The following is a 22,205-nucleotide window of genomic DNA, read 5'->3' on the forward strand; positions in this document are numbered from 1 at the left end:
CTATTTCTTATCGTCTTCTTTTACTTCTTCAAAATCAACGTCAGTAACGTTATCGCCACCTTGAGCTTGTCCTTCAGCTTGTGGTTGTTCACCACCCTGAGGCTGCTCTCCAGCTTTGTACATTTCTTCTGATGCCACGTTCCAGGCAGCTTGTAATTCAGCCGAAGCTGCGTCAATATCTGCAAAGTTACGTGATGAGTGCGCTGCTTTCAATTTCTCTAAACCAGCTTCAATTGGCGCTTTTTTATCAGCAGATAATTTATCACCAAACTCTTTCAATTGTTTCTCAGTAGAGAAAATTAAAGCATCAGCGCCGTTAATTTTATCAGCCTCTTCTTTTTGCTTCGCATCATCTGCAGCATTAGCTTCAGCTTCTTCTTTCATTTTTTTGATCTCAGCATCAGTTAAACCAGAAGATGCTTCGATACGGATTTTTTGCTCTTTACCAGTAGCTTTATCTTTTGCACTTACGTGTAAGATACCGTTGGCATCAATATCAAATGATACTTCTACCTGAGGCACACCACGAGGTGCTGGTGGAATACCATCTAAAATGAAACGGCCAATTGTACGGTTTTGAGCAGCCATCGGACGCTCACCTTGTAAAATGTGGATTTCTACTGAAGGCTGGTTATCAGCTGCAGTGGAGAAAGTTTCCGATTTTTTAGTTGGGATTGTTGTGTTAGACTCAATTAATTTAGTCATTACACCACCCATAGTCTCAATACCTAATGATAAAGGAGTAACGTCTAATAACAATACATCTTTAACATCACCAGTTAATACACCACCTTGAATAGCAGCACCGATTGCTACAACCTCATCAGGGTTAACACCTTTACTTGGCTCTTTACCGAAGAAAGCTTTAACCGCTTCCTGGATAGCAGGAATACGTGTAGAACCACCTACCAGGATAATTTCGTCGATATCGCCTGTACTTAAACCAGCATTTTTCAAAGCAGATTTACAAGGGTCGATAGTACGTTTGATTAAGCTGTCAGCCAATTGCTCAAACTTAGCACGGGATAAGGTACGTACCAAGTGTTTAGGACCGCTGGCGTCAGCAGTAATATACGGTAAGTTAATTTCAGTAGAAGTTGTGCTAGATAACTCAATTTTAGCTTTTTCAGCAGCTTCTTTTAAACGTTGTAACGCCATTGGATCTTTAGAAAGGTCCATGCTGTTTTCTGATTTAAATTCCTGAGTTAACCAATCGATAATGATGTGGTCAAAGTCATCACCACCTAAGTGAGTATCACCATCGGTAGATTTTACCTCGAAAACGCCATCACCCAATTCCAATACAGACACGTCATGAGTACCACCACCACAGTCAAACACCACAATTTTCATGTCTTTGTGTGCTTTATCCAAGCCATAAGCTAAAGCAGCTGCAGTTGGCTCGTTAATGATACGTTTTACAGATAAACCTGCAATCTCACCAGCTTCTTTAGTCGCCTGGCGCTGTGCATCATTAAAATAAGCAGGTACTGTAATTACTGCTTCTGTAACTTCTTGTCCTAAGAAATCTTCAGCAGTTTTTTTCATTTTCTGCAAAATCATTGCAGAAATCTCTTGTGGAGTGTATTTTCTGTCGTCGATTTCAACACGTGGCGTGTTGTTGTCACCTTTTACAACTTTATAAGGTACGCGTCCAGCCTCTTTCGCACTTTCGTCGTAGCTGCTACCCATAAAGCGTTTAATTGAATATATCGTTTTTGTTGGGTTGGTTATAGCCTGACGTTTAGCAGGCTCGCCAACTTTACGCTCACCGTTTTCTGCAAAAGCAACAATAGACGGTGTAGTACGTTTACCCTCACTGTTTGCGATAACTACAGGCTCATTGCCCTCCATTACGCTCACGCAAGAGTTTGTTGTTCCTAAGTCTATTCCAATAATTTTTCCCATTGTATTTTTATTTTCTCTTTTTAAAGTATTATAATTTCTACTGCTATTAAACAATGCTTGTGCCAATTGGTTTTTGGCAGATAATATAGACAAAAGACTGATAAAATGTAAAAAACGATCCTATTCGATACTGACAGCATGACAGAAAACGATGGAAGATGCGGGATGGAAGATGGATTTAAGGGAGACTAAAGACCAAAGGTGAAAGCAGAAAAACTAAAGCTTAAATAGAAGATATTTTAAGTGATTTGAAAATGAGCGTTCGAATCTCGTCGGGAGCACCTGCCCCGCTAACCGCTTTACTCCGTTGCACTACGTGTTCGCTATTATCGGGTTTATTGAACAGCGTTTTTTGTGCTTCGGTCATAAAAACACAGCTGAAATAGTAAGTGATCATATAAAAGCCCTCAAAGTTTTATATCTTTAAATTACAATCAATCGGTACACTCATTTAAATCTGTGTAATCACCTAAAATCCTTTTAATCACCAAAAAAATGCAAATAGCAGCTCAAATCGTAATTGGCTTAGTCGCCTTCATCCACATTTATATTCTTTGGTTAGAAATGTTTGCGTGGACAACCAAAGCACCACAGGTATTTAAAACCATTCCTAAAGACTTATTCGTACCAACAAAAACATTGGCTGCAAATCAGGGCTTATATAATGGCTTTTTAGCAGCAGGTTTAATCTGGTCGTTATGCATAAATGATCATCAATGGAAAATGTACGTAGCTATATTTTTTCTATGCTGCGTAATTATTGCGGGTATTTATGGTGCCGCAACGGCGAGCAAGAAAATTTTGTATGTGCAATCAATCCCGGCATTGGTAGCGCTTAGCTTATTACATCTATAATTACGAATTCAATATATCGGTCGGCGGCGTACCGACCGAAAACCAATATAGGTAATTAGATTTAGAAATAAGTTACCGTTGACAAACTCTCCATAGAATGGCTTCATTCGGAATATCATCAGGGCTCTTGCCTGAAAAATCGCGATGACGCTCTAAACCTGTATGCGCTCGTATGTCTTATATGGTAAAAAATATTTTGATTATCTGTTTTTTACACAAACATCGTCTGATACAACTATGAAAAGATTAGTTGAGCTGCTTAAAACAGGAAAGAGCCTGTTTTTACTTTGGGAACATGTTTAATCACTTTTAATACATACTCGTTGTGGAAATCTCTTCAGTTCTATATCATTTCACAAACCAAAAATCAAAATGAAGAAATATTTTATCGCAATCGCATTCTTTGGGATCATTCACGTAGCAAAATCTCAGGACACCAAACCTGCCGAAAGTTTTGAAAAAATAATCAGCGACAGTAACCTAATGCTAGATCAACCTGAGGGTTTTGTAAAAACAGAACCTATCAAAAATTCAGCTATGCTATATGAATATGCAGTTATTGATACTTCAAAACACATAGAAATCAGATATGCTATACGTTCTTTAACAGAAAGGGTAAAAGAGTACAAAAAATGGTTGGAAACAAAAAAAGAAGGAGAAATTAGGATAAATCCAAATACTATGTTATCAGCTACACTTATGGCAATAGCAATGAACATAGCCGGCGGATCTAATAAACCGCCTTCGATCCAACAGTTTCCGAATCCAGCTGTAAAAAAGGATTTTAATGCCGACGCAGGATTTTTCACTATAGTTACGCCAACCAAAAATTTCGGCAAAGACTACAAATTCTGCATGGTAGTTGCCATACATAAAGAAGACATTGCTGATGCCTATACGTTTATATTAACTGATGAAATGGAAAATCTTAAAAAATATATCACCCCTACTATTTTTAACGCTTTAAGATTTAAATAATTCCAGCTGCTATGTATACCAAGGATGGCTCGTATTCTTTATGAGCCATTCAATAAAAAATCCGTGTCCTTGCGATTAAACTACAATGCCAACAATCGCTCCAAATGATGATAACCAATTCCAAAGTATTCCTTACTCGCTTTAATTTTCCCTAAAACTTCCGCTTTCCGCTCTGCGCTTAACGCTTTGCCCTTCATCCCAACCACAAGCACATTTTTAGGCGTATGCGCATCAGAAATAAATTCGAATACCTTCGTTTTATAGCCAAAATATTCTAAAATCAGCGCACGTATGCCATCAGTAACCATTTCGGCCTGACGTTCTAAAAAAATTCCATATTTTGTTAAAAAAGAAACATCGTTTTTCACTTTGCTCTTCTCTATTTCCCTGCGAATCTGTTTATGGCAACACGGCGCAACCACAATCAGTTCGGCATTGGCTTTAATTCCTTTATAAATGGCATCATCAGTTGCGGTATCACAGGCATGTAATGCAATTAACAGGTTTACATCCTCAGCTTGATAATCTTCAATAGTTCCCTGTACAAAATTCAATTTATCGAAAGCAGATTTAACAGCCACCTGGTTACATAAGTCAACCATATCCTGACGGTACTCTACTCCTATCACCTCGCTTTCTAAGTTTAAAACAGAATGCAGGTAATCATATAGTGCAAAGGTTAAATAACCTTTACCCGAGCCCATATCCGCCACTTTTTTAATCGTCCCTTCCGGCAGTTCTTTTATCAGCGTGCTTAAAATTTCAATGTAATGGTTAATCTGCCTGAATTTATCCTGTGCATTTTTAAAAACCTTACCTTCTGCATCGGTAATCTTTAATTCAGTTAAGTAAGATTTTGAAGCAGGTTTGATCAACCTGGCTTTTTCTTTGTCATGACTGGCAGACGGCACTTCCACACTCGAAGCTTTACCTTTACGTAATACCACTTTTCCATTGTTCAGCTCTTCTAAGATCAGGTCGTTTTCGGTGGTAAACAGGGTAGCTATTTTAAATCCGGTCGTCAGGTAACCCTTAATTAAATCAATAGCCTCATCGATAGCATAGTTTTTTACCACGTCGCGTGTTTTGTAACGATAGGTAACAGCCAGTTTACCTTCACGCTTGATGATCACCTTACGGATCAGCAATTGTTTTAAGGCTTCCTCTTCCCCTTTATAGTTCCCTAAGGAAATTTTCACAAAACTTCCTTCTTCTAAGCTGGCCTTTAAAGCGGCAATAAATGAGTTGATATTTGCTAACACTTAAATGGATTTGAGATGCAAAGATAATCAAGTTTATCCGGAGCTGAACACATAATGAATAATGTAACAATAGAGCGACCATATTAAAAAGATGGAAGAGGTAAAATGTAATATGGACTGTCATCTTCAACCATAAAAATCGATGATATTGATTTAAATAAACGAATCACATAATACGATTTAGGAACAAGCCACAACATCATTATCTATATTGATTCCAAAGTAGCGGAACACTTTTTTTTCAAAAAATTAAACTTTAGATTAGGGTATTTAAATAGCAAATCACAATACATGAGTGACTTTCAGATAAAAAAATCGCCAACCGTGTACGATGCCATTATTGTTGGATCAGGTGCAGGTGGCGGGATGGCGGCCTATGTGCTGGCGCATGCCGGTCAAAAGGTTTTAATGCTCGAGGCTGGTCAAAATTTTGATCCGCGATTAGATTCACATCAATTAAAATGGCCATGGGAATCACCACGTCGTGGTGCAGGAACCGTTCGTCCATTTGGTGATTTTGACGCATCATATGGTGGTTGGGAATTAGAAGGCGAGCCTTATACCCAAAAGAACAAAAGTGAATTCGAATGGTTCCGTTCGCGCATGCTCGGTGGCCGTACCAACCACTGGGGCAGGATTTCTTTACGGATGGGTCCCGACGATTTTAAGCCTAAAGATGGTTTAACTGATGCATGGCCGATAACCTATGCTGATGTAAAACCCTTTTATGATAAAGTTGACCGAATGATCGGTATTTATGGAACAGCAGAAGGCTTAGAAAATGAACCTGACGGCATTTTTATGAAACCGCCTAAACCAAGGTTAAACGAACTTTTTATCAAAAAAGGAGCAGAAAAAGCCGGTGTCAGGGTAATTACCGGTCGCGGGTCTGTATTAACAGAAGCTTTACCCAACAACAATGATCGCGCACCTTGTTTTTACTGTGGGCAATGTGGCAGAAGCTGTAAAGTTTACGGCGATTTTTCATCCTCATCATGCTTGGTAAACCCAGCGGTGAAAACCGGAAACCTGACCGTGATTACCGATGCAATGGTACGTGAAGTGATTACGGATAAGGATGGTACCGCAAAAGGTGTTTCTTATGTAAACCGCAAGGATTTACAGGAATATCAGGTAAATGGCAAACTGGTTATTTTAGGTGCCAGCGCCTGCGAGTCAGCCCGTATATTATTGAATTCAAAATCAACTTCACACCCGAATGGCCTGGCCAACAGCAGTGGTGTAGTGGGTAAATACCTGCACGATTCTACAGGGGCGAGTGTTTCGGGCTTTCTGCCGCAGTTAATGGATCGGAAACGTTATAATGAAGATGGTGTAGGAAGTGTACATATTTATTCGCCATGGTGGTTGGATAATCGTAAACTTAACTTCCCACGTGGTTATCACATTGAATATTGGGGAGGAATGGGCATGCCTGCCTATGGTTTTGGTGGCGGTGTGGCTCAAATGAATGGCATGGTACCTGGCAGAGATGGTAAAATGAAAGAAGCCGGAGGTTACGGAAAATCATTAAAAGATGATTATCGCAGGTTTTATGGCACTGGTGTTGGAATGGCTGGTCGTGGTACCGCAATTGCCAGAGAAAGCAACTACTGCGAAATAGATCCCAATACGGTAGATAAATATGGAATTCCGGTTTTAAGGTTTAACTACAAATGGGATAAAGATGAAATTCTACAGGCAAAACACATGCAGGAAACCTTTCTTTCGATTATGAAGGAAATGGGTGCAGTGGTCACCTCCGAGATCCATGGTGCAGATACCAATTATGGTTTACTCAATCCTGGAAAAATCATCCACGAGGTAGGTACCATACGCATGGGTGATGATCCTAAAAAGTCGGCACTGAACAAATATTGCCAGGCACATGATTGTAAAAATTTGTTTGTGGTAGATGCGGGACCGTTTGTACAGCAAGGTGACAAAAATGCAACCTGGACCATATTAGCACTATCTATGCGCACTGCAGAATATATTTTAGCTCAAAAGAAAAAACAGAACATTTAAGCCTTACCATATGAACAGACGTGATTCACTAAAAGCACTAGGTTTAACCGCCATTAGTACAACTGTACTGCTTGAGGCTTGTAAACAGCCTGAAGCAAAAACAGACGTTGCTGCACCTGGGGAAAGTACGAAAGAAGCAGGCAGGGAACAATGGGAGTTAGACCGTGATAAAAATCTGAAATCAGAGACTTTTTTCACTAAACATGAAATGGCTACAATCACCGTTCTGGCCGATATCATTATTCCCAAAGATGAAGTTTCGGGCAGCGCTTCTGATGCAAAAGTACCAGAGTTTATCGAATTTATAGTAAAAGATATTCCTGAACATAAAATACCTATGCGTGGCGGCCTGAAATGGCTGGATGTGTACAGCTTTAATAAATTTCAAAAACCTTTTATTGAAGCCTCTGCAGATCAGCAGATCTCTATTGTTGATGAAATTGCCTACCCTAAAAAAGCCAGGCCAGAAATGCAGGCAGGCGTAGCCTTTTTCAACAGAATGAGAAATTTAACGGCCTCCGGTTTTTACACGACAGAAATGGGCGTAAAAGACATTGGTTATGTAGGCAATGCACCAAACCAATGGGCTGGTGTTCCTGCCGATGTACTCAAACAGTATGGGATGGAGAATGTAAAGATTTGAATTAAAGGAGCGATCATTCGCTCCTTTTTATTTTGTATGCAAATCTAAATATAATAACTGCTTAAATTTCTTCTTTGAATTAACCGGTAGTTTCAGATTACCGCGTTCAGAAATTACGATAGTATAACTGAAAGTTAGTTCTTGTCCTGAAGCTAACGCGATACTGCCGGTAGTAAAATCCGAAAGCATAGAACTCCCTTTAACATTAATCTGAAAACCCTCGCTTTTCTCATTTGACCAACCATTTACAAAATTATTATTGTTGCTATTAGGCTCGTCATCCAATCTTAAATAAAGTCCGCGCCACTCATTGCCTACCCAAAAGGCTGGTTTTATCTTCGAATAATTACGTAAATTCCATTTTACCGTATCTCGACGTATATTGCTCTTTTGACCTAATCCACCAAGATATTTCGAATTGGCAATATTGAAAGGAATATGAAAATTGATATTATTAAATTTGAGCTGTGCGCCCGAAACATGCACTTTAAACCGAATAACACCATTAGCATAGGCCTTGCCAAAAACATCCTGCTTCAAGCCCTCAGCTGTACTTTGCGCCCACCAGGTAACAGAGTCTTTTCCGACGGTTAAGAACCTGAATGCAGTTGGAGAAAATTTAAGCTGTTTTTTCGCATCAATATAATAATGAAAATGAACAGGCTCATAAAGTATTTGATGGAGTTTAGCGGTACTATCAGAAAAACCACCAACGCCGACCTGTTTTAAAAGGCCATCCGCATTGACCTCAATTTTGCGCTCTCTGAGCAATAAGGTTTGACCGATAACTTTCAGTGAATAATAACTGTCTGGTTGCTGGGCATAAACAGAAAATTGATTAATCATGAAGATGAGCAGTAGGCTGGCAACGACTTTCATAAGTGTTATATTTTTTTGCTTCAAGGTAAAAAAAAAGTCCTGCTCTTTCGAACAAGACTTTAATATCCTTAAGTTGAATAAAATTATTCTCCTTTTGGTTCTTCAGTAGCGGGAGCTTCTTCAGCAGGAGCAACTTCTTCAGCAGTTTCAGCTTTTGCTTCAGCAGCTTTAGGCGCAGCAGCTTTACTTCTACCACGACGAGTTGTTTTCTTCTCTTCTTTAACCTCTACATCTTTACCGTAAACTGTATTGTAATCTACCAATTCAATTAAAGCCATCTCGGCGTTATCACCCTGACGATTGTTTAATTTAATGATACGAGTATAACCACCTGGACGGTTAGCTACTTTCTCAGCCACTTCGCGGAACAAAATAGTGATTACTTCTTTATCTTGTAGATAAGAGAAAACTGTACGACGTGAGTGAGTAGTGTCATTTTTCGCTTTCGTGATTAATGGCTCAACATAAGTACGTAAAGCTTTAGCTTTAGCTAAAGTTGTAGTAATTCTTTTTGCTTTAATTAGTGATGTAGCCATGTTAGCTAACATCGCTTTTCTGTGGCTGTCGGTTCTACCTAAGTGGTTTACTTTTTTACCGTGTCTCATTGTTTTTTGATTAAGTGTATACCGTCTCTGTCTCAGAGGGAATTATACACTGTGAACTAATAGTTAATTCAACGCTTTGCGCTAAGCGCATGGCGCCATGCGTATTACTCTTCGTCTAATTTAAATTTAGACAGGTTCATACCAAATGATAAACCTTTTGATTTTACTAATTCCTGGATCTCAGTTAAAGATTTCTTACCGAAGTTTCTGAATTTCAACATATCAGCAACGTCATAAGAAACTAAATCAGCCAAAGTACGGATATCAGCAGCTTTTAAGCAGTTTAATGCCCTAACTGAAAGATCCATATCTACCAATTCAGTTTTAAGGATTTTACGCATGTGTAAAATTTCCTCGTCAACTTCTTTGGTTTCTTCTTTTGCCTGAGATTCTAATACCAAATTCTCATCTGAGAATAACATAAAGTGTTGGATAAGGATCTTAGCCGCTTCCTTTAATGCTTCTTCCGGATGAATTGAACCGTCAGTAGAGATATCTAAAACCAATTTTTCATAATCCGTTTTTTGCTCAACACGAAAGTTTTCAATCGTGTATTTTACATTTTTCATCGGAGTATAAATCGAATCGATTGCGATTACACCTACAACAGCATCAGCAACTTTATTTTCTTCAGCAGGTACATAACCACGTCCTTTATTGATGGTTAATTCCACCTCCAAAGTAACAGATTTATCCATATTGCAAATAACATGCTCAGGGTTTAAAACTGTAAAGTTGTTAGAGAATTTAGTGATATCACCAGCTTTAAACTGATCTTGACCATTAACGATGATGAAAACTTTTTCAGAATCACCTGAATCACCTGTTTTCTTAAAACGAACTTGTTTTAAGTTTAAGATGATATCAGTTAAATCTTCTACAACACCTTTTATGGTAGAAAACTCGTGAGAAACGCCTGAAAAACGAATAGTAGTAATAGCATAACCTTCTAATGAAGAAAGTAAAATTCTTCTTAAGGCATTACCAATTGTTACACCGAAACCGGGCTCTAAAGGACGAAATTCAAATGTGCCATCGAAATCGGTTGATTTCTGCATGATCACTTTGTCTGGTTTCTGAAATGCTAAAATTGCCATTTATATTTTTTTAAATTCGTTATTGAATATATAGTAACATGAAAAAAGTTAATTACCCTTTTGAGGTAATTAACTAGCTCATTGATTACTTTGAGTACAACTCGATGATTAAGTTTTCCTTGATGTTTTCAGGAATTTCATCACGTTGAGGGTAGGTTAAGAATTTACCAGTTAATTCACTGGCGTTCCACTCTAACCATGCGAACTTGTTAATTGTTCTGCCTGCAACTGAGTTACTAATTGATTCTAAAGATTTAGATTTTTCACGAACAGCAACCACATCACCAGCTTTTAACTGATATGAAGGAATATTTACAACTTCACCATTCACGGTTACGTGTTTATGGCTAACTAACTGGCGTGCACCAGAACGGGTTGTTGAAATACCTAAACGGTAAACTGTATTATCTAAACGTGCTTCTAACAATTGAAGTAAGTTATCACCAGTGATACCTGCACGTGAAGATGCTTTTTTAAACAAGTTACTGAATTGTTTTTCTAATACACCGTAAGTGTATTTTACTTTTTGTTTCTCCATTAACTGGATAGCATATTCAGATTGTTTTCCTCTTCTTTTTGAAACGCCATGTTGGCCGGGAGGATAATTTTTTCTGTCTAACACTTTATCAGGACCGAAAATTGGTTCTCTGAATTTACGTGCGATTTTTGATTTTGGGCCTGTATATCTTGCCATTTTTTTCTGTTTTTAAAGTATCATCCAACCTGTAGCTGGAGATTCTTAGCTTTAAAATTAATTAAACTCTTCTCTTTTTAGGAGGACGACATCCGTTGTGAGGAAGTGGAGTAATATCTTTGATAGATGTTACTTCAAGACCTGCTACCTGTAAAGTTCTGATTGCAGATTCGCGACCTGAACCCGGACCTTTTACAAATACTTCAACTTTACGTAAACCTAAATCAAACGCAACCTTACCGCAATCTGAAGCTGCTTGACCAGCTGCATAAGGCGTGTTCTTTTTAGAACCTTTGAAGCCCATTTTACCTGCAGAAGACCATGAAATAGTCTGTCCGTTGTTGTTTGTTAAGGTAACGATGATGTTGTTAAAAGTAGCATTGATATGCGCCTGACCAACAGGCTCGATTACAACGATACGTTTTTTTGTTACTTTTTTACTTTTAGCCATTTTATCTTTTAGATATGAGATGTGAGAATTGAGATGTGAGATATTAACACAAGCCCGGCACTCGCCACCTTATTTTTTAATCCTGATATTCCAAATTTGAGTGCAGATGAAGTTTTTCTCTTATCTCACATCTATTATCTCAAATCTATCAATTATTATTTAGTAGCTTTTTTCTTGTTAGCAACTGTTTTTCTCTTACCCTTACGAGTACGTGAGTTGTTTTTAGTACGCTGACCACGAGAAGGTAAACCTTTTCTGTGACGTAAACCACGGTAACAACCAATATCCATTAAACGTTTGATGTTTAACTGAACTTCTGAGCGTAAAGCACCTTCTACTTTAATCTCATCGTTGATCATTGTACGGATTGCTGATAACTCATCATCAGACCAGTCTTGTACTTTTTTGTTTAAATCGATACCTGCCGTAGTTAAAATACGTTGAGCAGTTGTTCTACCGATACCATAGATATAGGTTAAACCGATCTCTCCTCTTTTGTTTCTTGGTAAATCAATACCTGAAATCCTTGCCATATTTATTATTGTTTTGCTGTAATTCCGAACGGCGGGCCACCGTTGTACGGTAAATTACACTATTTTCTAATTACCCTTGACGTTGCTTGTATTTAGGATTCTTCTTGTTGATAACGTAAAGTTTTCCTTTACGGCGAATAATCTTGCAATCAGCGCTACGTTTTTTAATTGATGATCTAACTTTCATTTTATTTGTATCTATAAGTAATGCGTCCTTTTGTTAAATCATAAGGAGACATTTCCAATTTAACTTTATCCCCAGGAAGAATTTTGATGTAGTGCATCCGCATCTTTCCTGAAATGTGCGCAATAATCTCATGCCCGTTCTCGAGTTCTACCCGGAACATCGCATTAGATAATGCTTCTCTTATTACTCCGTCTTGTTCAATTGAGGCTTGTTTAGCCATATTTTATTGATTGTTACTTAATTAGCTGCTTCTAAACAGGGTTGCAAAATTAAATAAAAAATTTTAATAATTTATTTTTTTTGTTGTAAAACTTCTTCTATAATAGAAAACGTTGATAAAACATCTGCTTTGCCCTTTTTGATAGCTACTGTGTGTTCAAAATGTGCCGATGGTTTATTGTCTTTACTCGTTACCGTCCATCCATCGTTATGGAATTTAACACCGGCTACGCCTGCATTGATCATGGGTTCTATTGCAATAACCATCCCTTCTTCTAGTTTTGGTCCTGCACCACGTTTCCCATAATTCGGAACCTCTGGTTTCTCATGAAGTTTTACACCAACACCATGCCCTACAAGTTCTCTTACTACACCAAATCCATTGGCTTCTGCGTATTGCTGAACAGCAAAACCGATATCACCGGTACGCATTCCAACAACAGCTTTTTCTATACCCAGTTCAAGGCAGCGTTGAGTAACCGTAAGCAACTTCTGTTTTTCGGCGTCTATCTCCCCTATCGGAAAAGTATAGGCCGAATCACCAAAATAATTGTTTTTAATCACTCCACAATCAACCGAAATAAGATCACCTTCTTGAATTACATATTCGCCCGGGAAACCATGAACAACCTGTTCATTTGGCGAAATACACAATGAGTAAGGAAAACCATTATAGTTTAAAAATGCAGGAATCGCTCCGTGGTCACTAATAAACTCATAGGCTAACTTATCTAACTGGATAGTAGTCATGCCTGCTTTTATTACCTTGGCCACCTCGGCCAGCGTTTTAGAAACAAGCATGGAACTTTCTCTTATTAACTCGATCTCCTCAAGAGACTTGTAATAAATTTTAGACATCCTTTACACTACAGTGCTGCGTTGCTACTTGCAGCAGGAACACCTGTTCTGCCGGTAACTCTACCTGTTTTCATCAGACCATCATAATGGCGCATCAATAAATAACTTTCGATCTGTTGCAATGTATCCAATACAACACCTACTAAAATCAATAAAGAAGTACCACCAAAGAAGTGTGCAAATTCTTGTTTAATACCAAACTTAACCGCAATTGAAGGCAGGATAGCAATAATCGCTAAAAATACCGCACCTGGGAAAGTGATTTTTGATATCACATCATCAATAAAAGTTGATGTTGCAAAGCCAGGTTTAATACCTGGAATAAAACCACCATTTTTCTTCATATCATCGCTCATTTGGGTTGGATTAACCGTAATGGCAGTATAGAAGAAAGTAAATGCGATAATTAAAAATGCGAATGTTAAGCTATAAGCCAACGAAGTGGTATTGCTGAACTGGATTAACCAGGAACCTTGTAACGAAGGAACAAACTGCATTAAAGCACCTGGAATAAACATTAACGCCTGGGCAAAAATGATTGGCATAACACCAGCAGCATTAACCTTTAAAGGAATATACTGACGAACACCACCAAACTGGCGGTTACCAACAATTTTTTTAGCGTATTGTACAGGTACTTTACGTACACCTTGAACAATTAAAATGGTAAACATCACCACTGCAAATAAGGCAACGATCTCCAAAACCAATGCAACTGGGCCTCCACCTTCACTGGCCGAACCCACACGTGCACTAAACTCTTGAGAAATTGCTACCGGTAAACGGGCTATAATACCAACCATAATGATTAGTGATGTACCGTTACCAATACCTTTATCTGTAATTTTTTCACCCAACCACATTACGAATAACGTACCTGCCGTTAATACAAACGTAGATAACACTAAAAATAAAGTATTTGGTAATAAAATAGCTTCTGCAGGAACTTGCGTTTTAACGTAACCAACAGACTGAACGATTGTGATCGCTACCGTTAGGTAACGGGTAATCTGGTTCATTTTCTTTCTACCACTTTCGCCCTCTTTCTGCATTTTTTGGAAAGAAGGAACAGCAATACCCAATAGCTGCACCACAATCGATGCAGAAATGTAAGGCATTACCCCCAACGCCAAAATAGACACACGAGAGAAAGAACCGCCGGCAAACATATCCAGTAAGCCTAAAATTCCCGATTTCTCGTTGTTGCCTAAAGCAGTTGGATCTACACCTGGTAAAACCACGTGAGATACGAAACGGTATACCAAAAGAATTAAGAGCGTAAACAATATACGCTCTTTTAATTCCTGAATTTTCCAGATATTACTTAAAGTAGTAAATAGCTTCTTCATTTAATAATTACAATTTTACAATAGAACCACCTGCAGCTTCAATAGCTTTTTGTGCGGTTGCAGAGAACGCATGTGCTGTAATTTCTAGCTTTGCTTTAACTTCACCACGACCTAAAATTTTAACCAAGTCGTTTTTTGAAGCTAAACCATGTGCTTGTAAAGCAGCAAAATCGATAGTTGTTAAGCTATGTTTTTCAGCTAATGCTTGTAAAACGTCTAAGTTTACACCAACATACTCCGTACGGTTGATTGGTTTGAAACCAACTTTAGGTACACGACGTTGTAAAGGCATTTGACCACCTTCGAAACCGATTTTGGTTTTGTGACCTGAACGAGAACCCGCACCCTTGTGACCACGAGTTGAAGTACCGCCACGACCAGAACCTGTACCACGACCAATTCTCTTACTGTTTTTTGTAGAACCTACTGCAGGTTTTAAATTACTTAAATTCATTTTTTTGAATTTGTGTTGCCCTTCGCTTTCACTAAACAGGTACAACGATTAAACATATATAAAGGTAGTACCGGATTTTTCCAATACTACCTTTAAAACTTTTACTAGATTGCTTCGATTGCTACCAAATGGTTCACTTTACGAACCATACCGATAATCTGTGGAGTAGCTTCAACCTCTACACTTTGGTTCAATTTAGATAAACCCAAAGCCTGAACGGTTCTCTTTTGGCGCTCGCTTCTGTCGATAACGCTTTTTACTTGTGTTATTTTGATCTTAGCCATGATATTATCCGTTAAATACTTTGTTTAAATCAATACCACGGGTTTGAGCTACTGTATAAGCATCACGCATTTTAGTTAATGCATCAACAGTTGCTTTTACCACGTTGTGTGGGTTAGATGAACCTTTAGATTTTGCCAATACGTTATGTACACCGGCACTCTCTAATACAGCACGCATCGCACCACCGGCAATTACTCCTGTACCTACTGCAGCGGGTTTGATTAAAACAAAACCACCTGAGAATTTACCGATTTGCTCATGAGGAACAGTACCGTTTAAAATCGGAACTTTTACCAGATTCTTTTTGGCATCATCCACACCTTTGGCAATTGCTTCAGTTACCTCTTTCGCTTTACCTAAACCGAAACCAACAACACCGTTCTCATCGCCTACAACAACAATTGCTGAGAAGCTGAAAGTACGGCCACCTTTGGTTACTTTGGCAACACGTTGTATACTAACCAAACGATCCTTTAATTCGATATCGGTGGTTTTTACTCTTTTTATATTAATAGTTGACATCTTACTTTTTCTTCAGATTAAAATACTAAACCAGCTTCGCGGGCACCCTCTGCCAACGATTTTACGCGACCGTGGTATAAATAGCCATTTCTATCGAAAACAACTTCTTTAACACCTGCAGCAATTGCTTTTTCGGCTACTAATTTGCCTACTGCAACTGACTGATCGCTTTTGTTTCCAGTACCAGTAAAATCTTTCGATAATGATGATGCTGACGCTATTGTTGTACCGGTTACATCGTTAATTACCTGCGCATAAATCCCTTTATTGCTTCTATATACAGATAACCTTGGACGTTCTTCCGAACCGGTAAGTCTTTTTCTGATCCCTTTTTTAATACGATCTCTTCTTGATAATTTTTTACCTGCCATGATTACTATTTTTTAGATGCTGATTTACCTGCTTTTCTTCTTAACACTTCACCTACAAACTTGATACCTTTACCTTTATATGGTTCCGGTGCACGTAACGAACGGATTTTCGCTGCTACCTGGCCAATCAATTGTTTGTCAATACTCTCTAAAATAATTTTAGGAGTCTGACCTTTTTCTGATTGTGTAGTTACTTTAATCTCTGCTGGCAACTGGAATACATAGTGGTGAGAATAACCCAAAACAAGGTCTAATGTGTTGCCTTGGTTTGTAGCACGGTAACCAACACCTACCAACTCTTGAGTTAATGTATAACCTTCTGTAACACCAACAACCATGTTGTTAAGCAAAGAGCGGTATAAACCGTGTAATGCTTTGTGTTTCTTTTGATCTGATGGACGTTGAACTGTTAAAATTCCATCTTCCTGACTTACAGTGATATCTTTATCAACTGTTTGTGATAATTCACCTTTAGGGCCTTTTACAGTTACCACGTTATCGTTAGATACGGTAATGGTTACACCTGAAGGGATTGTAATTGGGGCTTTTCCTATTCTTGACATTGTGTAGTTCTCCTAAATATTAATAAACGTGACACAATACCTCACCACCAATGTTTAATTTGGCTGCTTCTTTATCGGTCATTACACCTTTAGAAGTAGATAAGATTGCGATACCTAAACCGTTTAATACTCTTGGCATATTTTCAACGCCTGCATACTGTCTCAAACCTGGTTTACTTACTCGCACTAATGTACGAATAGCAGGAACTTTAGTAATCGGATTGTATTTCAAAGCAATTTTAATAGTGCCTTGAACTGTAGTATCTTCAAACTTATAGTTCGCGATGTAACCTTTATCAAAAAGTACTTTAGTGATTTCCTTTTTAAGGTTTGATGCAGGAATTTCTACAACTCTGTGGTTGGCCTTAATGGCATTCCTTACTCTTGTTAAATAATCTGCTATTGGATCTGTATTCATTATTTATTGTTTTTGATAGTGGTTTCCTTTCCTGATTTCACATCGGGACGGGACCTGCTATCGGTTAAAATTCTTTTTCTAGTAAATAGACATAAGTATCAAGTATCAAGAAACCAAATGGTCTCGATACTTGATACTCAGTACTAGCTACTTATATTACCAAGATGCTTTTTTAACACCTGGTATTTTACCGTCTAGTGCCATTTCGCGGAATGTTACCCTTGAAATGCCAAAGGTACGCATATATCCACGAGGACGACCAGTTAATTTACAACGGTTGTGTAAACGTACCGGAGATGAGTTTTTAGGTAATTTATCTAAACCCTCGAAATCTCCCGCAGCTTTTAATGCTGCACGTTTTTCAGCGTATCTAGCTACCAATTTTTGGCGCTTAACTTCGCGTGCTTTTACACCTTCTTTTGCCATTATTCTGCTGTTTTTTGATTTTTAAATGGTAATCCGAATTGTTTCAATAACTCAAGTGCTTCAACATCAGATTTTGCCGAAGTTACGAAAGTTATATCCATCCCTAAAATTTTATTGATTTTATCTATATTAATCTCTGGGAAGATGATTTGCTCGGTAACACCTAATGTGTAGTTACCTTTTCCATCGAAACCTTTATCGTTAATACCTTTGAAATCACGGATACGTGGTAAAGCTACTGAAATCAAACGATCCAAGAACTCATACATGTTGTTATCACGTAATGTTACACGCACACCTACCGGCATACCCTTACGTAATTTAAAGTTAGAGATATCTTTTTTAGATTGTGCTGCAACCGCCTGCTGACCAGTAATGGTAGTCAATTCTACGATTGTAGTATCCATAATCTTTTTATCAGTAACAGAAAAACGACCAACACCCTGATTGATACAGATTTTTTCCAATTTAGGAACCTGCATTACAGTTTTATACTGAAATTTTTCTTTTAATGCATTTACAACTTCTTCTTTGTATTTGCTTTTTAATCTAGGTGTAGCCATTATTTAATTTCCTCCCCTGAAATTTTAGCAACTCTAACAATTTTACCATCTGCGTTTACTTTACGGCCAACGCGGGTAGCTTTACCAGATTTTGGATCAACCAACATCAGGTTAGAAACGTGAAGAGCAGCTTCTTTTTTAATAATACCACCGTTCGGATTTGCAGCATTTGGCTTAGTATGTTTAGATACTAAATTGATGCCTTCTACAATGGCTCTGTTTTTATCTTTTTGTACTGAAAGTACTTTTCCTTGTTGACCTTTTGAATCGCCAGCAATTACTTTAACTAAATCTCCTGTACGGATTTTAAGTTTTGGTGTATTTACTTTGTTTCCCATTTTATAATACCTCCGGTGCTAATGATACGATTTTCATGAATTGTTTTTCACGTAGTTCTCTCGCAACCGGGCCAAAGATACGTGTACCTCTTGGCTCATCCTGTGCGTTCAATAATACAGCAGCATTATCGTCAAAACGGATATAAGAACCATCTTTACGACGGATTTCTTTTTTAGTTCTTACAACAACTGCTTTTGAAACTGTACCTTTTTTAACATTACCTGATGGTAATGCGCTTTTAACGGTAACAACTACCTTATCACCAATTGAAGCATAACGTTTGCCGGTTCCACCTAACACACGAATTACCAATACTTCTTTTGCGCCGCTGTTATCAGCAACGTTTAATCTCGATTCCTGTTGTACCATCTTATTTAGCTCTTTCTAAAATTTGTACCAATCTCCAGTTCTTGTTTTTACTCAAAGGACGAGTTTCCATAATTAATACAGTATCACCGATACCGCACTCATTTTTCTCATCGTGAGCCATAAATTTGGTAGTTTTCTTTACGAACTTACCGTAAATCGGGTGTTTTACTTTACGCTCCACGCTCACTACAACAGATTTATCCATCTTGTTGCTTACCACTAACCCGGTTCTTGTTTTTCTTAATTGTCTTTCCATGTCGACTCTCAAATTATTTAGTTTCAGTAGCTGACTCCGTGTTTTTCACTTTAGTCAACTGAGTGTTTAAACGGGCTATGTCTTTCCTTACTTTTGCAATACGCGAAGGATTTTCGATAGCTGAAATAGTGTGAGCGAACTTTAATTTTGATAAGTTCTCTTTTTCTTCCGCAATCTTAGCTACTAATTCTTCTTTTGAAAGCCCTGTGATTTCTGAATTTTTCATTTTTCTTTTTCTTTTACGTTGAGTGTAGCGGTTATAATAAACAAGTATTTACAACATTCATCTCAACACTTTACTATGCTTCTACGTAATCTCTACGTACTACGAATTTGGTTTGGATCGGTAATTTCTGAGCGGCTAAACGCAATGCTTCTTTAGCAACTTCCAAAGGCACACCTTCAGCTTCGAAAATTACACGTCCAGGTCTTACAACTGCTACCCAATACTCAGGAGCACCTTTACCTTTACCCATACGTACCTCAGCAGGTTTTTTAGTTACCGGTTTGTCCGGGAAAATTCTGATCCATACTTGGCCTTCACGTTTCATGAAACGGGTTACGGCGATACGGGCAGCCTCTATCTGGCGACTTGTGATCCAAGTAGCTTCTAAAGATTTGATACCGAAAGATCCGAATGCTAATTCAGCTCCACGTGAAGCTAAACCCTTCATTCTGCCTTTTTGCATCTTCCTGAACTTCGTTCTTTTTGGCTGTAACATTTTATTTTGTTCTAATCGTTAAACGATGTTAATAAATCAATTATTTACGAGGACCTCTGTTAGCGCCTGCGCCACCACCTCTGTTTGCACCACCCTGGCCTGGACCACGACCACCGCCTTGGTTTCCACCACGTCTGTCGTTACCACCGCCACGGTTATCTCTTCCACCACCACGGTTATCTCTTCCACCGAAAGCTGGCTTATCTGATGCGCCTTTTGGACCGTTGTTTGTTGCACCAATGTTTGGAGACAAATCACGTTTTCCATAAACCTCACCTTTACAGATCCAAACTTTAACACCTATTTTACCATAAGTAGTTAAGGCTTCAGCTAAAGCGTAGTCGATATCAGCACGGAATGTATGCAAAGGCACTCTTCCTTCTTTGTACTGCTCAGTACGTGCCATCTCAGCACCACCTAAACGACCAGAAGTCATAATTTTGATACCTTCAGCACCCATACGCATGGTTGATGCGATAGAAGATTTCATTGCTCTACGGAATGAGATCCTTGCTTCTAATTGTTTTGCAACACCTTCTGCAACTAATTGTGCATCAAGTTCAGGGCGTTTAATTTCAAAGATGTTAATTTGAATTTCCTTTTTAGTCAATTTCTTTAACTCTTCTTTGATTTTATCAACCTCAGCACCTGCTTTACCGATTACGATACCTGGACGAGCTGTGTGGATAGTTACCGTGATACGTTTTAACGTACGCTCGATTACTACTTTTGCAACACCGCCTTTAGCGATACGGGCAGAAAGATATTTTCTTATTTTCTCATCTTCAACTAATTTATCGGAGTAGTTGTTGCCACCGAACCAGTTAGAATCCCATCCTTTGATAATTCCTAATCTGGCACCTATTGGATTTGCTTTTTGTCCCATTTCCTAATTAGTTTTGAGTTGTTTCTGTATTTTTACTATCTACAATCAGCGTTACGTGGTTAGAACGTTTACGAATTCTATATCCACGGCCTTGAGGAGCTGGACGTAAGCGTTTTAACTGACGGCCACCATCAACCATTACTGTTTTAACAAAAAGTTGGTTTTCTTCAGGGCGGGCACCTTCATTTTTAGTTTCCCAGTTTTTGATAGCAGATAATAATAATTTCTCAACTTTTATTGCTGCTTCTTTATTGGTAAACTTTAAAATGCTTAATGCTTTTTCTACACGTTCACCTCTGATAAGATCTACAACCAAACGCATCTTACGCGGTGAGGTTGGACAATTGTTTAATTTTGCTACTGCTTCCATTGTCTAATTATTTTTTCTTTTCAGCGTGTCCTCTGAATGTTCTGGTTGGAGCAAATTCTCCCAACTTGTGACCAACCATGTTTTCTGTAACGTACACAGGTATAAATTTATTTCCATTGTGTACAGCAAATGTATGATTCACGAAGTCTGGTGATATCATTGATCTGCGAGACCAAGTTTTGATTACAGACTTTTTGCCTGAATCATTCATAGAGTTTACTTTTTTCTCTACGTTATGGTCAATATAAGGTCCTTTTTTTATCGAACGAGCCATTATTTCTTCCTTCTCTCTATGATGTAACGATTAGAATATTTTTTAAGTTCTCTGGTTTTGTAGCCTTTAGCTAAAACACCTTTTCTTGAACGTGGGTGACCACCTGATGATCTACCTTCACCACCACCCATTGGGTGATCTACCGGGTTCATCGCTACCGGTCTGGTTCTCGGACGACGGCCCAACCAACGTTTACGACCTGCTTTACCCAATACTTCGTTTGCGTGATCTGAGTTAGATACTGCACCGATAGTAGCCAGACAAGTAGTCAAAATTAAACGGGTTTCGCCTGAAGGCATTTTTAAAGTAGCATATTTACCATCGCGGGCAGCTAATTGTGCATAAGCACCTGCACTACGAGCCAATTGTGCTCCTTTTCCAGGGTGGATCTCCACGTTGTGGATGATAGAACCTAATGGAATGTTCGATAATTTTAAAGTGTTACCTACTTCTGGTGCTGCTTTATCGCCCGATAATAATACCGAACCAACTTGCAATCCTTCAGGAGCAATGATATAACGCTTCTCGCCATCTGCATAATGTAATAATGCGATGCGGGCAGTACGGTTTGGATCGTATTCAACAGTAGCTACTGTTGCAGGAATATCGAATTTATCGCGTTTGAAGTCGATTAAACGATACGATTTTTTATGACCACCACCCATGTAGCGCATAGTCATTTTACCTGTATTGTTACGTCCACCAGACTTTTTTGATGATACAACCAATGATTTTTCGGGCTTGGTTGCTGTAATCTCCGTAAAACTAGCACCAACTCTGAAGCGGGTACCTGGAGTAACTGGTTTAAATTTTCTTAAGCCCATAGTTATAATGAATGATT

33 protein-coding genes are annotated in these 22,205 nt (G+C 38.4%); 4 read left to right on the forward strand and 29 right to left on the reverse strand.

The window, feature by feature from the left end:
* The gene (gene dnaK, locus ACFE6N_RS16620) at positions 1–1,908 is read right to left on the reverse strand and encodes a molecular chaperone DnaK (RefSeq protein ID WP_090984225.1); all 1,908 of its coding nucleotides are present in this window, start codon (positions 1,906–1,908) and stop codon (positions 1–3) included.
* Positions 1,909–2,403: 495 nt separating this feature from the next.
* On the opposite strand from dnaK, the gene ACFE6N_RS16625 reads away from it, so the two are divergent.
* Complete coding sequence (locus tag ACFE6N_RS16625; RefSeq protein ID WP_378938275.1) at positions 2,404–2,763, forward strand: DUF1304 domain-containing protein; 360 nt, start codon at positions 2,404–2,406, stop codon at positions 2,761–2,763.
* Positions 2,764–3,135: 372 nt separating this feature from the next.
* Positions 3,136–3,741 carry a hypothetical protein gene (locus ACFE6N_RS16630; protein WP_378938277.1) on the forward strand — a complete coding sequence of 202 codons (606 nt, stop codon included), beginning with the start codon at positions 3,136–3,138 and terminating at the stop codon, positions 3,739–3,741.
* Between the two features lie 80 nt (positions 3,742–3,821).
* On the opposite strand, the gene ACFE6N_RS16635 is transcribed toward ACFE6N_RS16630, so the two are convergent.
* Positions 3,822–5,003 (reverse strand): class I SAM-dependent methyltransferase, encoded by a 1,182-nt coding sequence (locus tag ACFE6N_RS16635; protein ID WP_378938279.1) that lies wholly within the window; start codon positions 5,001–5,003, stop codon positions 3,822–3,824.
* A gap of 291 nt (positions 5,004–5,294) precedes the next feature.
* On the opposite strand from ACFE6N_RS16635, the gene ACFE6N_RS16640 reads away from it, so the two are divergent.
* Entirely contained in the window at positions 5,295–7,031 is a 1,737-nt protein-coding gene (locus tag ACFE6N_RS16640; RefSeq protein ID WP_378938281.1) for a GMC family oxidoreductase, read from the forward strand.
* A gap of 10 nt (positions 7,032–7,041) precedes the next feature.
* Positions 7,042–7,674 (forward strand): gluconate 2-dehydrogenase subunit 3 family protein, encoded by a 633-nt coding sequence (locus ACFE6N_RS16645; protein ID WP_378938283.1) that lies wholly within the window; start codon positions 7,042–7,044, stop codon positions 7,672–7,674.
* 27 nt (positions 7,675–7,701) lie between these two features.
* Here ACFE6N_RS16645 and ACFE6N_RS16650 read toward each other — a convergent pair whose 3' ends face one another.
* The 27 genes from ACFE6N_RS16650 to rplB all read right to left on the reverse strand — a co-directional run bounded on the left by ACFE6N_RS16650 (position 7,702) and on the right by rplB (position 22,188).
* Positions 7,702–8,520 carry a glycoside hydrolase domain-containing protein gene (locus ACFE6N_RS16650; protein WP_378938285.1) on the reverse strand — a complete coding sequence of 273 codons (819 nt, stop codon included), beginning with the start codon at positions 8,518–8,520 and terminating at the stop codon, positions 7,702–7,704.
* A gap of 116 nt (positions 8,521–8,636) precedes the next feature.
* Entirely contained in the window at positions 8,637–9,158 is a 522-nt protein-coding gene (gene rplQ / locus ACFE6N_RS16655) for a 50S ribosomal protein L17 (RefSeq protein WP_090984029.1), read from the reverse strand.
* Between the two features lie 104 nt (positions 9,159–9,262).
* On the reverse strand, positions 9,263–10,255 hold the full coding sequence (locus ACFE6N_RS16660) for a DNA-directed RNA polymerase subunit alpha (RefSeq protein WP_090984031.1): 993 nt from the start codon (positions 10,253–10,255) through the stop codon (positions 9,263–9,265).
* A gap of 85 nt (positions 10,256–10,340) precedes the next feature.
* Positions 10,341–10,949, reverse strand: coding sequence for a 30S ribosomal protein S4 (gene rpsD, locus ACFE6N_RS16665; RefSeq protein ID WP_090984033.1), 609 nt, complete (start codon positions 10,947–10,949; stop codon positions 10,341–10,343).
* 61 nt (positions 10,950–11,010) lie between these two features.
* Positions 11,011–11,400 carry a 30S ribosomal protein S11 gene (rpsK, locus tag ACFE6N_RS16670; protein ID WP_039475175.1) on the reverse strand — a complete coding sequence of 130 codons (390 nt, stop codon included), beginning with the start codon at positions 11,398–11,400 and terminating at the stop codon, positions 11,011–11,013.
* Positions 11,401–11,555: 155 nt separating this feature from the next.
* Positions 11,556–11,933: a 30S ribosomal protein S13 gene (rpsM, locus tag ACFE6N_RS16675; RefSeq protein ID WP_010599886.1), complete on the reverse strand. Its 378-nt coding sequence runs from the start codon at positions 11,931–11,933 to the stop codon at positions 11,556–11,558.
* 70 nt (positions 11,934–12,003) lie between these two features.
* A complete protein-coding gene (gene rpmJ / locus ACFE6N_RS16680) occupies positions 12,004–12,120 on the reverse strand; it encodes a 50S ribosomal protein L36 (protein WP_010599887.1) in 117 nt (38 codons plus the stop codon).
* 1 nt (position 12,121) lies between these two features.
* Entirely contained in the window at positions 12,122–12,340 is a 219-nt protein-coding gene (gene infA / locus ACFE6N_RS16685; protein WP_010599888.1) for a translation initiation factor IF-1, read from the reverse strand.
* Between the two features lie 71 nt (positions 12,341–12,411).
* Entirely contained in the window at positions 12,412–13,197 is a 786-nt protein-coding gene (map, locus tag ACFE6N_RS16690) for a type I methionyl aminopeptidase (RefSeq protein WP_145857021.1), read from the reverse strand.
* An 8-nt stretch (positions 13,198–13,205) separates the two neighbouring features.
* A complete protein-coding gene (gene secY / locus ACFE6N_RS16695; RefSeq protein WP_090501111.1) occupies positions 13,206–14,546 on the reverse strand; it encodes a preprotein translocase subunit SecY in 1,341 nt (446 codons plus the stop codon).
* Positions 14,547–14,553: 7 nt separating this feature from the next.
* Positions 14,554–15,000 carry a 50S ribosomal protein L15 gene (rplO, locus tag ACFE6N_RS16700; RefSeq protein ID WP_025145210.1) on the reverse strand — a complete coding sequence of 149 codons (447 nt, stop codon included), beginning with the start codon at positions 14,998–15,000 and terminating at the stop codon, positions 14,554–14,556.
* Between the two features lie 104 nt (positions 15,001–15,104).
* A complete protein-coding gene (gene rpmD / locus ACFE6N_RS16705) occupies positions 15,105–15,284 on the reverse strand; it encodes a 50S ribosomal protein L30 (protein WP_090984037.1) in 180 nt (59 codons plus the stop codon).
* Positions 15,285–15,288: 4 nt separating this feature from the next.
* Complete coding sequence (gene rpsE, locus ACFE6N_RS16710) at positions 15,289–15,807, reverse strand: 30S ribosomal protein S5 (RefSeq protein ID WP_010599893.1); 519 nt, start codon at positions 15,805–15,807, stop codon at positions 15,289–15,291.
* 17 nt (positions 15,808–15,824) lie between these two features.
* Complete coding sequence (gene rplR / locus ACFE6N_RS16715; protein ID WP_090501109.1) at positions 15,825–16,178, reverse strand: 50S ribosomal protein L18; 354 nt, start codon at positions 16,176–16,178, stop codon at positions 15,825–15,827.
* 5 nt (positions 16,179–16,183) lie between these two features.
* Complete coding sequence (gene rplF / locus ACFE6N_RS16720; RefSeq protein ID WP_145857023.1) at positions 16,184–16,741, reverse strand: 50S ribosomal protein L6; 558 nt, start codon at positions 16,739–16,741, stop codon at positions 16,184–16,186.
* 19 nt (positions 16,742–16,760) lie between these two features.
* The gene (rpsH, locus tag ACFE6N_RS16725) at positions 16,761–17,162 is read right to left on the reverse strand and encodes a 30S ribosomal protein S8 (RefSeq protein ID WP_244154613.1); all 402 of its coding nucleotides are present in this window, start codon (positions 17,160–17,162) and stop codon (positions 16,761–16,763) included.
* Positions 17,163–17,315: 153 nt separating this feature from the next.
* Positions 17,316–17,585 (reverse strand): 30S ribosomal protein S14, encoded by a 270-nt coding sequence (gene rpsN / locus ACFE6N_RS16730; RefSeq protein WP_039475193.1) that lies wholly within the window; start codon positions 17,583–17,585, stop codon positions 17,316–17,318.
* Positions 17,585–18,151 carry a 50S ribosomal protein L5 gene (gene rplE, locus ACFE6N_RS16735; protein ID WP_090984040.1) on the reverse strand — a complete coding sequence of 189 codons (567 nt, stop codon included), beginning with the start codon at positions 18,149–18,151 and terminating at the stop codon, positions 17,585–17,587. Before rplE ends, rpsN begins: the two co-directional genes overlap by 1 nt.
* Positions 18,148–18,486 carry a 50S ribosomal protein L24 gene (rplX, locus tag ACFE6N_RS16740; RefSeq protein WP_090984042.1) on the reverse strand — a complete coding sequence of 113 codons (339 nt, stop codon included), beginning with the start codon at positions 18,484–18,486 and terminating at the stop codon, positions 18,148–18,150. Before rplX ends, rplE begins: the two co-directional genes overlap by 4 nt.
* Before the next feature lies 1 nt (position 18,487).
* Positions 18,488–18,856, reverse strand: coding sequence for a 50S ribosomal protein L14 (gene rplN / locus ACFE6N_RS16745; RefSeq protein ID WP_090886529.1), 369 nt, complete (start codon positions 18,854–18,856; stop codon positions 18,488–18,490).
* Between the two features lies 1 nt (position 18,857).
* Positions 18,858–19,112 carry a 30S ribosomal protein S17 gene (gene rpsQ / locus ACFE6N_RS16750; protein WP_010599901.1) on the reverse strand — a complete coding sequence of 85 codons (255 nt, stop codon included), beginning with the start codon at positions 19,110–19,112 and terminating at the stop codon, positions 18,858–18,860.
* Positions 19,113–19,125: 13 nt separating this feature from the next.
* Positions 19,126–19,338 (reverse strand): 50S ribosomal protein L29, encoded by a 213-nt coding sequence (gene rpmC, locus ACFE6N_RS16755; RefSeq protein WP_090984044.1) that lies wholly within the window; start codon positions 19,336–19,338, stop codon positions 19,126–19,128.
* A gap of 73 nt (positions 19,339–19,411) precedes the next feature.
* On the reverse strand, positions 19,412–19,834 hold the full coding sequence (rplP, locus tag ACFE6N_RS16760; protein WP_010599903.1) for a 50S ribosomal protein L16: 423 nt from the start codon (positions 19,832–19,834) through the stop codon (positions 19,412–19,414).
* A 40-nt stretch (positions 19,835–19,874) separates the two neighbouring features.
* Positions 19,875–20,720 (reverse strand): 30S ribosomal protein S3, encoded by an 846-nt coding sequence (gene rpsC, locus ACFE6N_RS16765; protein WP_090501104.1) that lies wholly within the window; start codon positions 20,718–20,720, stop codon positions 19,875–19,877.
* Between the two features lie 7 nt (positions 20,721–20,727).
* Positions 20,728–21,090, reverse strand: a complete 363-nt coding sequence (rplV, locus tag ACFE6N_RS16770; protein WP_090984046.1) for a 50S ribosomal protein L22 — start codon at positions 21,088–21,090, stop codon at positions 20,728–20,730.
* 7 nt (positions 21,091–21,097) lie between these two features.
* Positions 21,098–21,364, reverse strand: a complete 267-nt coding sequence (rpsS, locus tag ACFE6N_RS16775) for a 30S ribosomal protein S19 (RefSeq protein ID WP_010599906.1) — start codon at positions 21,362–21,364, stop codon at positions 21,098–21,100.
* On the reverse strand, positions 21,364–22,188 hold the full coding sequence (rplB, locus tag ACFE6N_RS16780) for a 50S ribosomal protein L2 (RefSeq protein ID WP_090984048.1): 825 nt from the start codon (positions 22,186–22,188) through the stop codon (positions 21,364–21,366). The genes rpsS and rplB overlap by 1 nt, the downstream gene beginning before the upstream one ends.
* Positions 22,189–22,205 lie beyond the last annotated feature (17 nt).

This window comes from Pedobacter sp. BG31, assembly GCF_042464845.1.
Classification (GTDB): Bacteria; Bacteroidota; Bacteroidia; order Sphingobacteriales; family Sphingobacteriaceae; genus Pedobacter; species Pedobacter suwonensis.

Bases quoted from the DNA above. Each gene is read 5' to 3' on its own strand.
- rpsC (WP_090501104.1), bottom strand. From the start codon at position 20,720: ATGGGACAAAAAGCAAATCCAATAGGTGCCAGATTAGGAATTATCAAA.
- rplV (WP_090984046.1), bottom strand. From the start codon at position 21,090: ATGGAAGCAGTAGCAAAATTAAACAATTGTCCAACCTCACCGCGTAAG.
- ACFE6N_RS16650 (WP_378938285.1), bottom strand. From the start codon at position 8,520: ATGATTAATCAATTTTCTGTTTATGCCCAGCAACCAGACAGTTATTAT.
- rplN (WP_090886529.1), bottom strand. From the start codon at position 18,856: ATGGTACAACAGGAATCGAGATTAAACGTTGCTGATAACAGCGGCGCA.
- rpsE (WP_010599893.1), bottom strand. From the start codon at position 15,807: ATGTCAACTATTAATATAAAAAGAGTAAAAACCACCGATATCGAATTA.
- rpsM (WP_010599886.1), bottom strand. From the start codon at position 11,933: ATGGCAAGGATTTCAGGTATTGATTTACCAAGAAACAAAAGAGGAGAG.
- rpmJ (WP_010599887.1), bottom strand. From the start codon at position 12,120: ATGAAAGTTAGATCATCAATTAAAAAACGTAGCGCTGATTGCAAGATT.
- ACFE6N_RS16645 (WP_378938283.1), top strand. From the start codon at position 7,042: ATGAACAGACGTGATTCACTAAAAGCACTAGGTTTAACCGCCATTAGT.
- rpsN (WP_039475193.1), bottom strand. From the start codon at position 17,585: ATGGCAAAAGAAGGTGTAAAAGCACGCGAAGTTAAGCGCCAAAAATTG.
- ACFE6N_RS16625 (WP_378938275.1), top strand. From the start codon at position 2,404: ATGCAAATAGCAGCTCAAATCGTAATTGGCTTAGTCGCCTTCATCCAC.
- rplR (WP_090501109.1), bottom strand. From the start codon at position 16,178: ATGGCAGGTAAAAAATTATCAAGAAGAGATCGTATTAAAAAAGGGATC.
- ACFE6N_RS16660 (WP_090984031.1), bottom strand. From the start codon at position 10,255: ATGGCAATTTTAGCATTTCAGAAACCAGACAAAGTGATCATGCAGAAA.
- ACFE6N_RS16640 (WP_378938281.1), top strand. From the start codon at position 5,295: ATGAGTGACTTTCAGATAAAAAAATCGCCAACCGTGTACGATGCCATT.
- rpsS (WP_010599906.1), bottom strand. From the start codon at position 21,364: ATGGCTCGTTCGATAAAAAAAGGACCTTATATTGACCATAACGTAGAG.
- rplO (WP_025145210.1), bottom strand. From the start codon at position 15,000: ATGAATTTAAGTAATTTAAAACCTGCAGTAGGTTCTACAAAAAACAGT.
- rpsD (WP_090984033.1), bottom strand. From the start codon at position 10,949: ATGGCAAGATATACAGGCCCAAAATCAAAAATCGCACGTAAATTCAGA.
- rplX (WP_090984042.1), bottom strand. From the start codon at position 18,486: ATGGGAAACAAAGTAAATACACCAAAACTTAAAATCCGTACAGGAGAT.
- dnaK (WP_090984225.1), bottom strand. From the start codon at position 1,908: ATGGGAAAAATTATTGGAATAGACTTAGGAACAACAAACTCTTGCGTG.
- map (WP_145857021.1), bottom strand. From the start codon at position 13,197: ATGTCTAAAATTTATTACAAGTCTCTTGAGGAGATCGAGTTAATAAGA.
- rpmD (WP_090984037.1), bottom strand. From the start codon at position 15,284: ATGGCTAAGATCAAAATAACACAAGTAAAAAGCGTTATCGACAGAAGC.
- rpsQ (WP_010599901.1), bottom strand. From the start codon at position 19,112: ATGGAAAGACAATTAAGAAAAACAAGAACCGGGTTAGTGGTAAGCAAC.
- infA (WP_010599888.1), bottom strand. From the start codon at position 12,340: ATGGCTAAACAAGCCTCAATTGAACAAGACGGAGTAATAAGAGAAGCA.
- rplB (WP_090984048.1), bottom strand. From the start codon at position 22,188: ATGGGCTTAAGAAAATTTAAACCAGTTACTCCAGGTACCCGCTTCAGA.
- rplF (WP_145857023.1), bottom strand. From the start codon at position 16,741: ATGTCAAGAATAGGAAAAGCCCCAATTACAATCCCTTCAGGTGTAACC.
- rplQ (WP_090984029.1), bottom strand. From the start codon at position 9,158: ATGAGACACGGTAAAAAAGTAAACCACTTAGGTAGAACCGACAGCCAC.
- rpsK (WP_039475175.1), bottom strand. From the start codon at position 11,400: ATGGCTAAAAGTAAAAAAGTAACAAAAAAACGTATCGTTGTAATCGAG.
- secY (WP_090501111.1), bottom strand. From the start codon at position 14,546: ATGAAGAAGCTATTTACTACTTTAAGTAATATCTGGAAAATTCAGGAA.
- rpmC (WP_090984044.1), bottom strand. From the start codon at position 19,338: ATGAAAAATTCAGAAATCACAGGGCTTTCAAAAGAAGAATTAGTAGCT.
- ACFE6N_RS16630 (WP_378938277.1), top strand. From the start codon at position 3,136: ATGAAGAAATATTTTATCGCAATCGCATTCTTTGGGATCATTCACGTA.
- rplP (WP_010599903.1), bottom strand. From the start codon at position 19,834: ATGTTACAGCCAAAAAGAACGAAGTTCAGGAAGATGCAAAAAGGCAGA.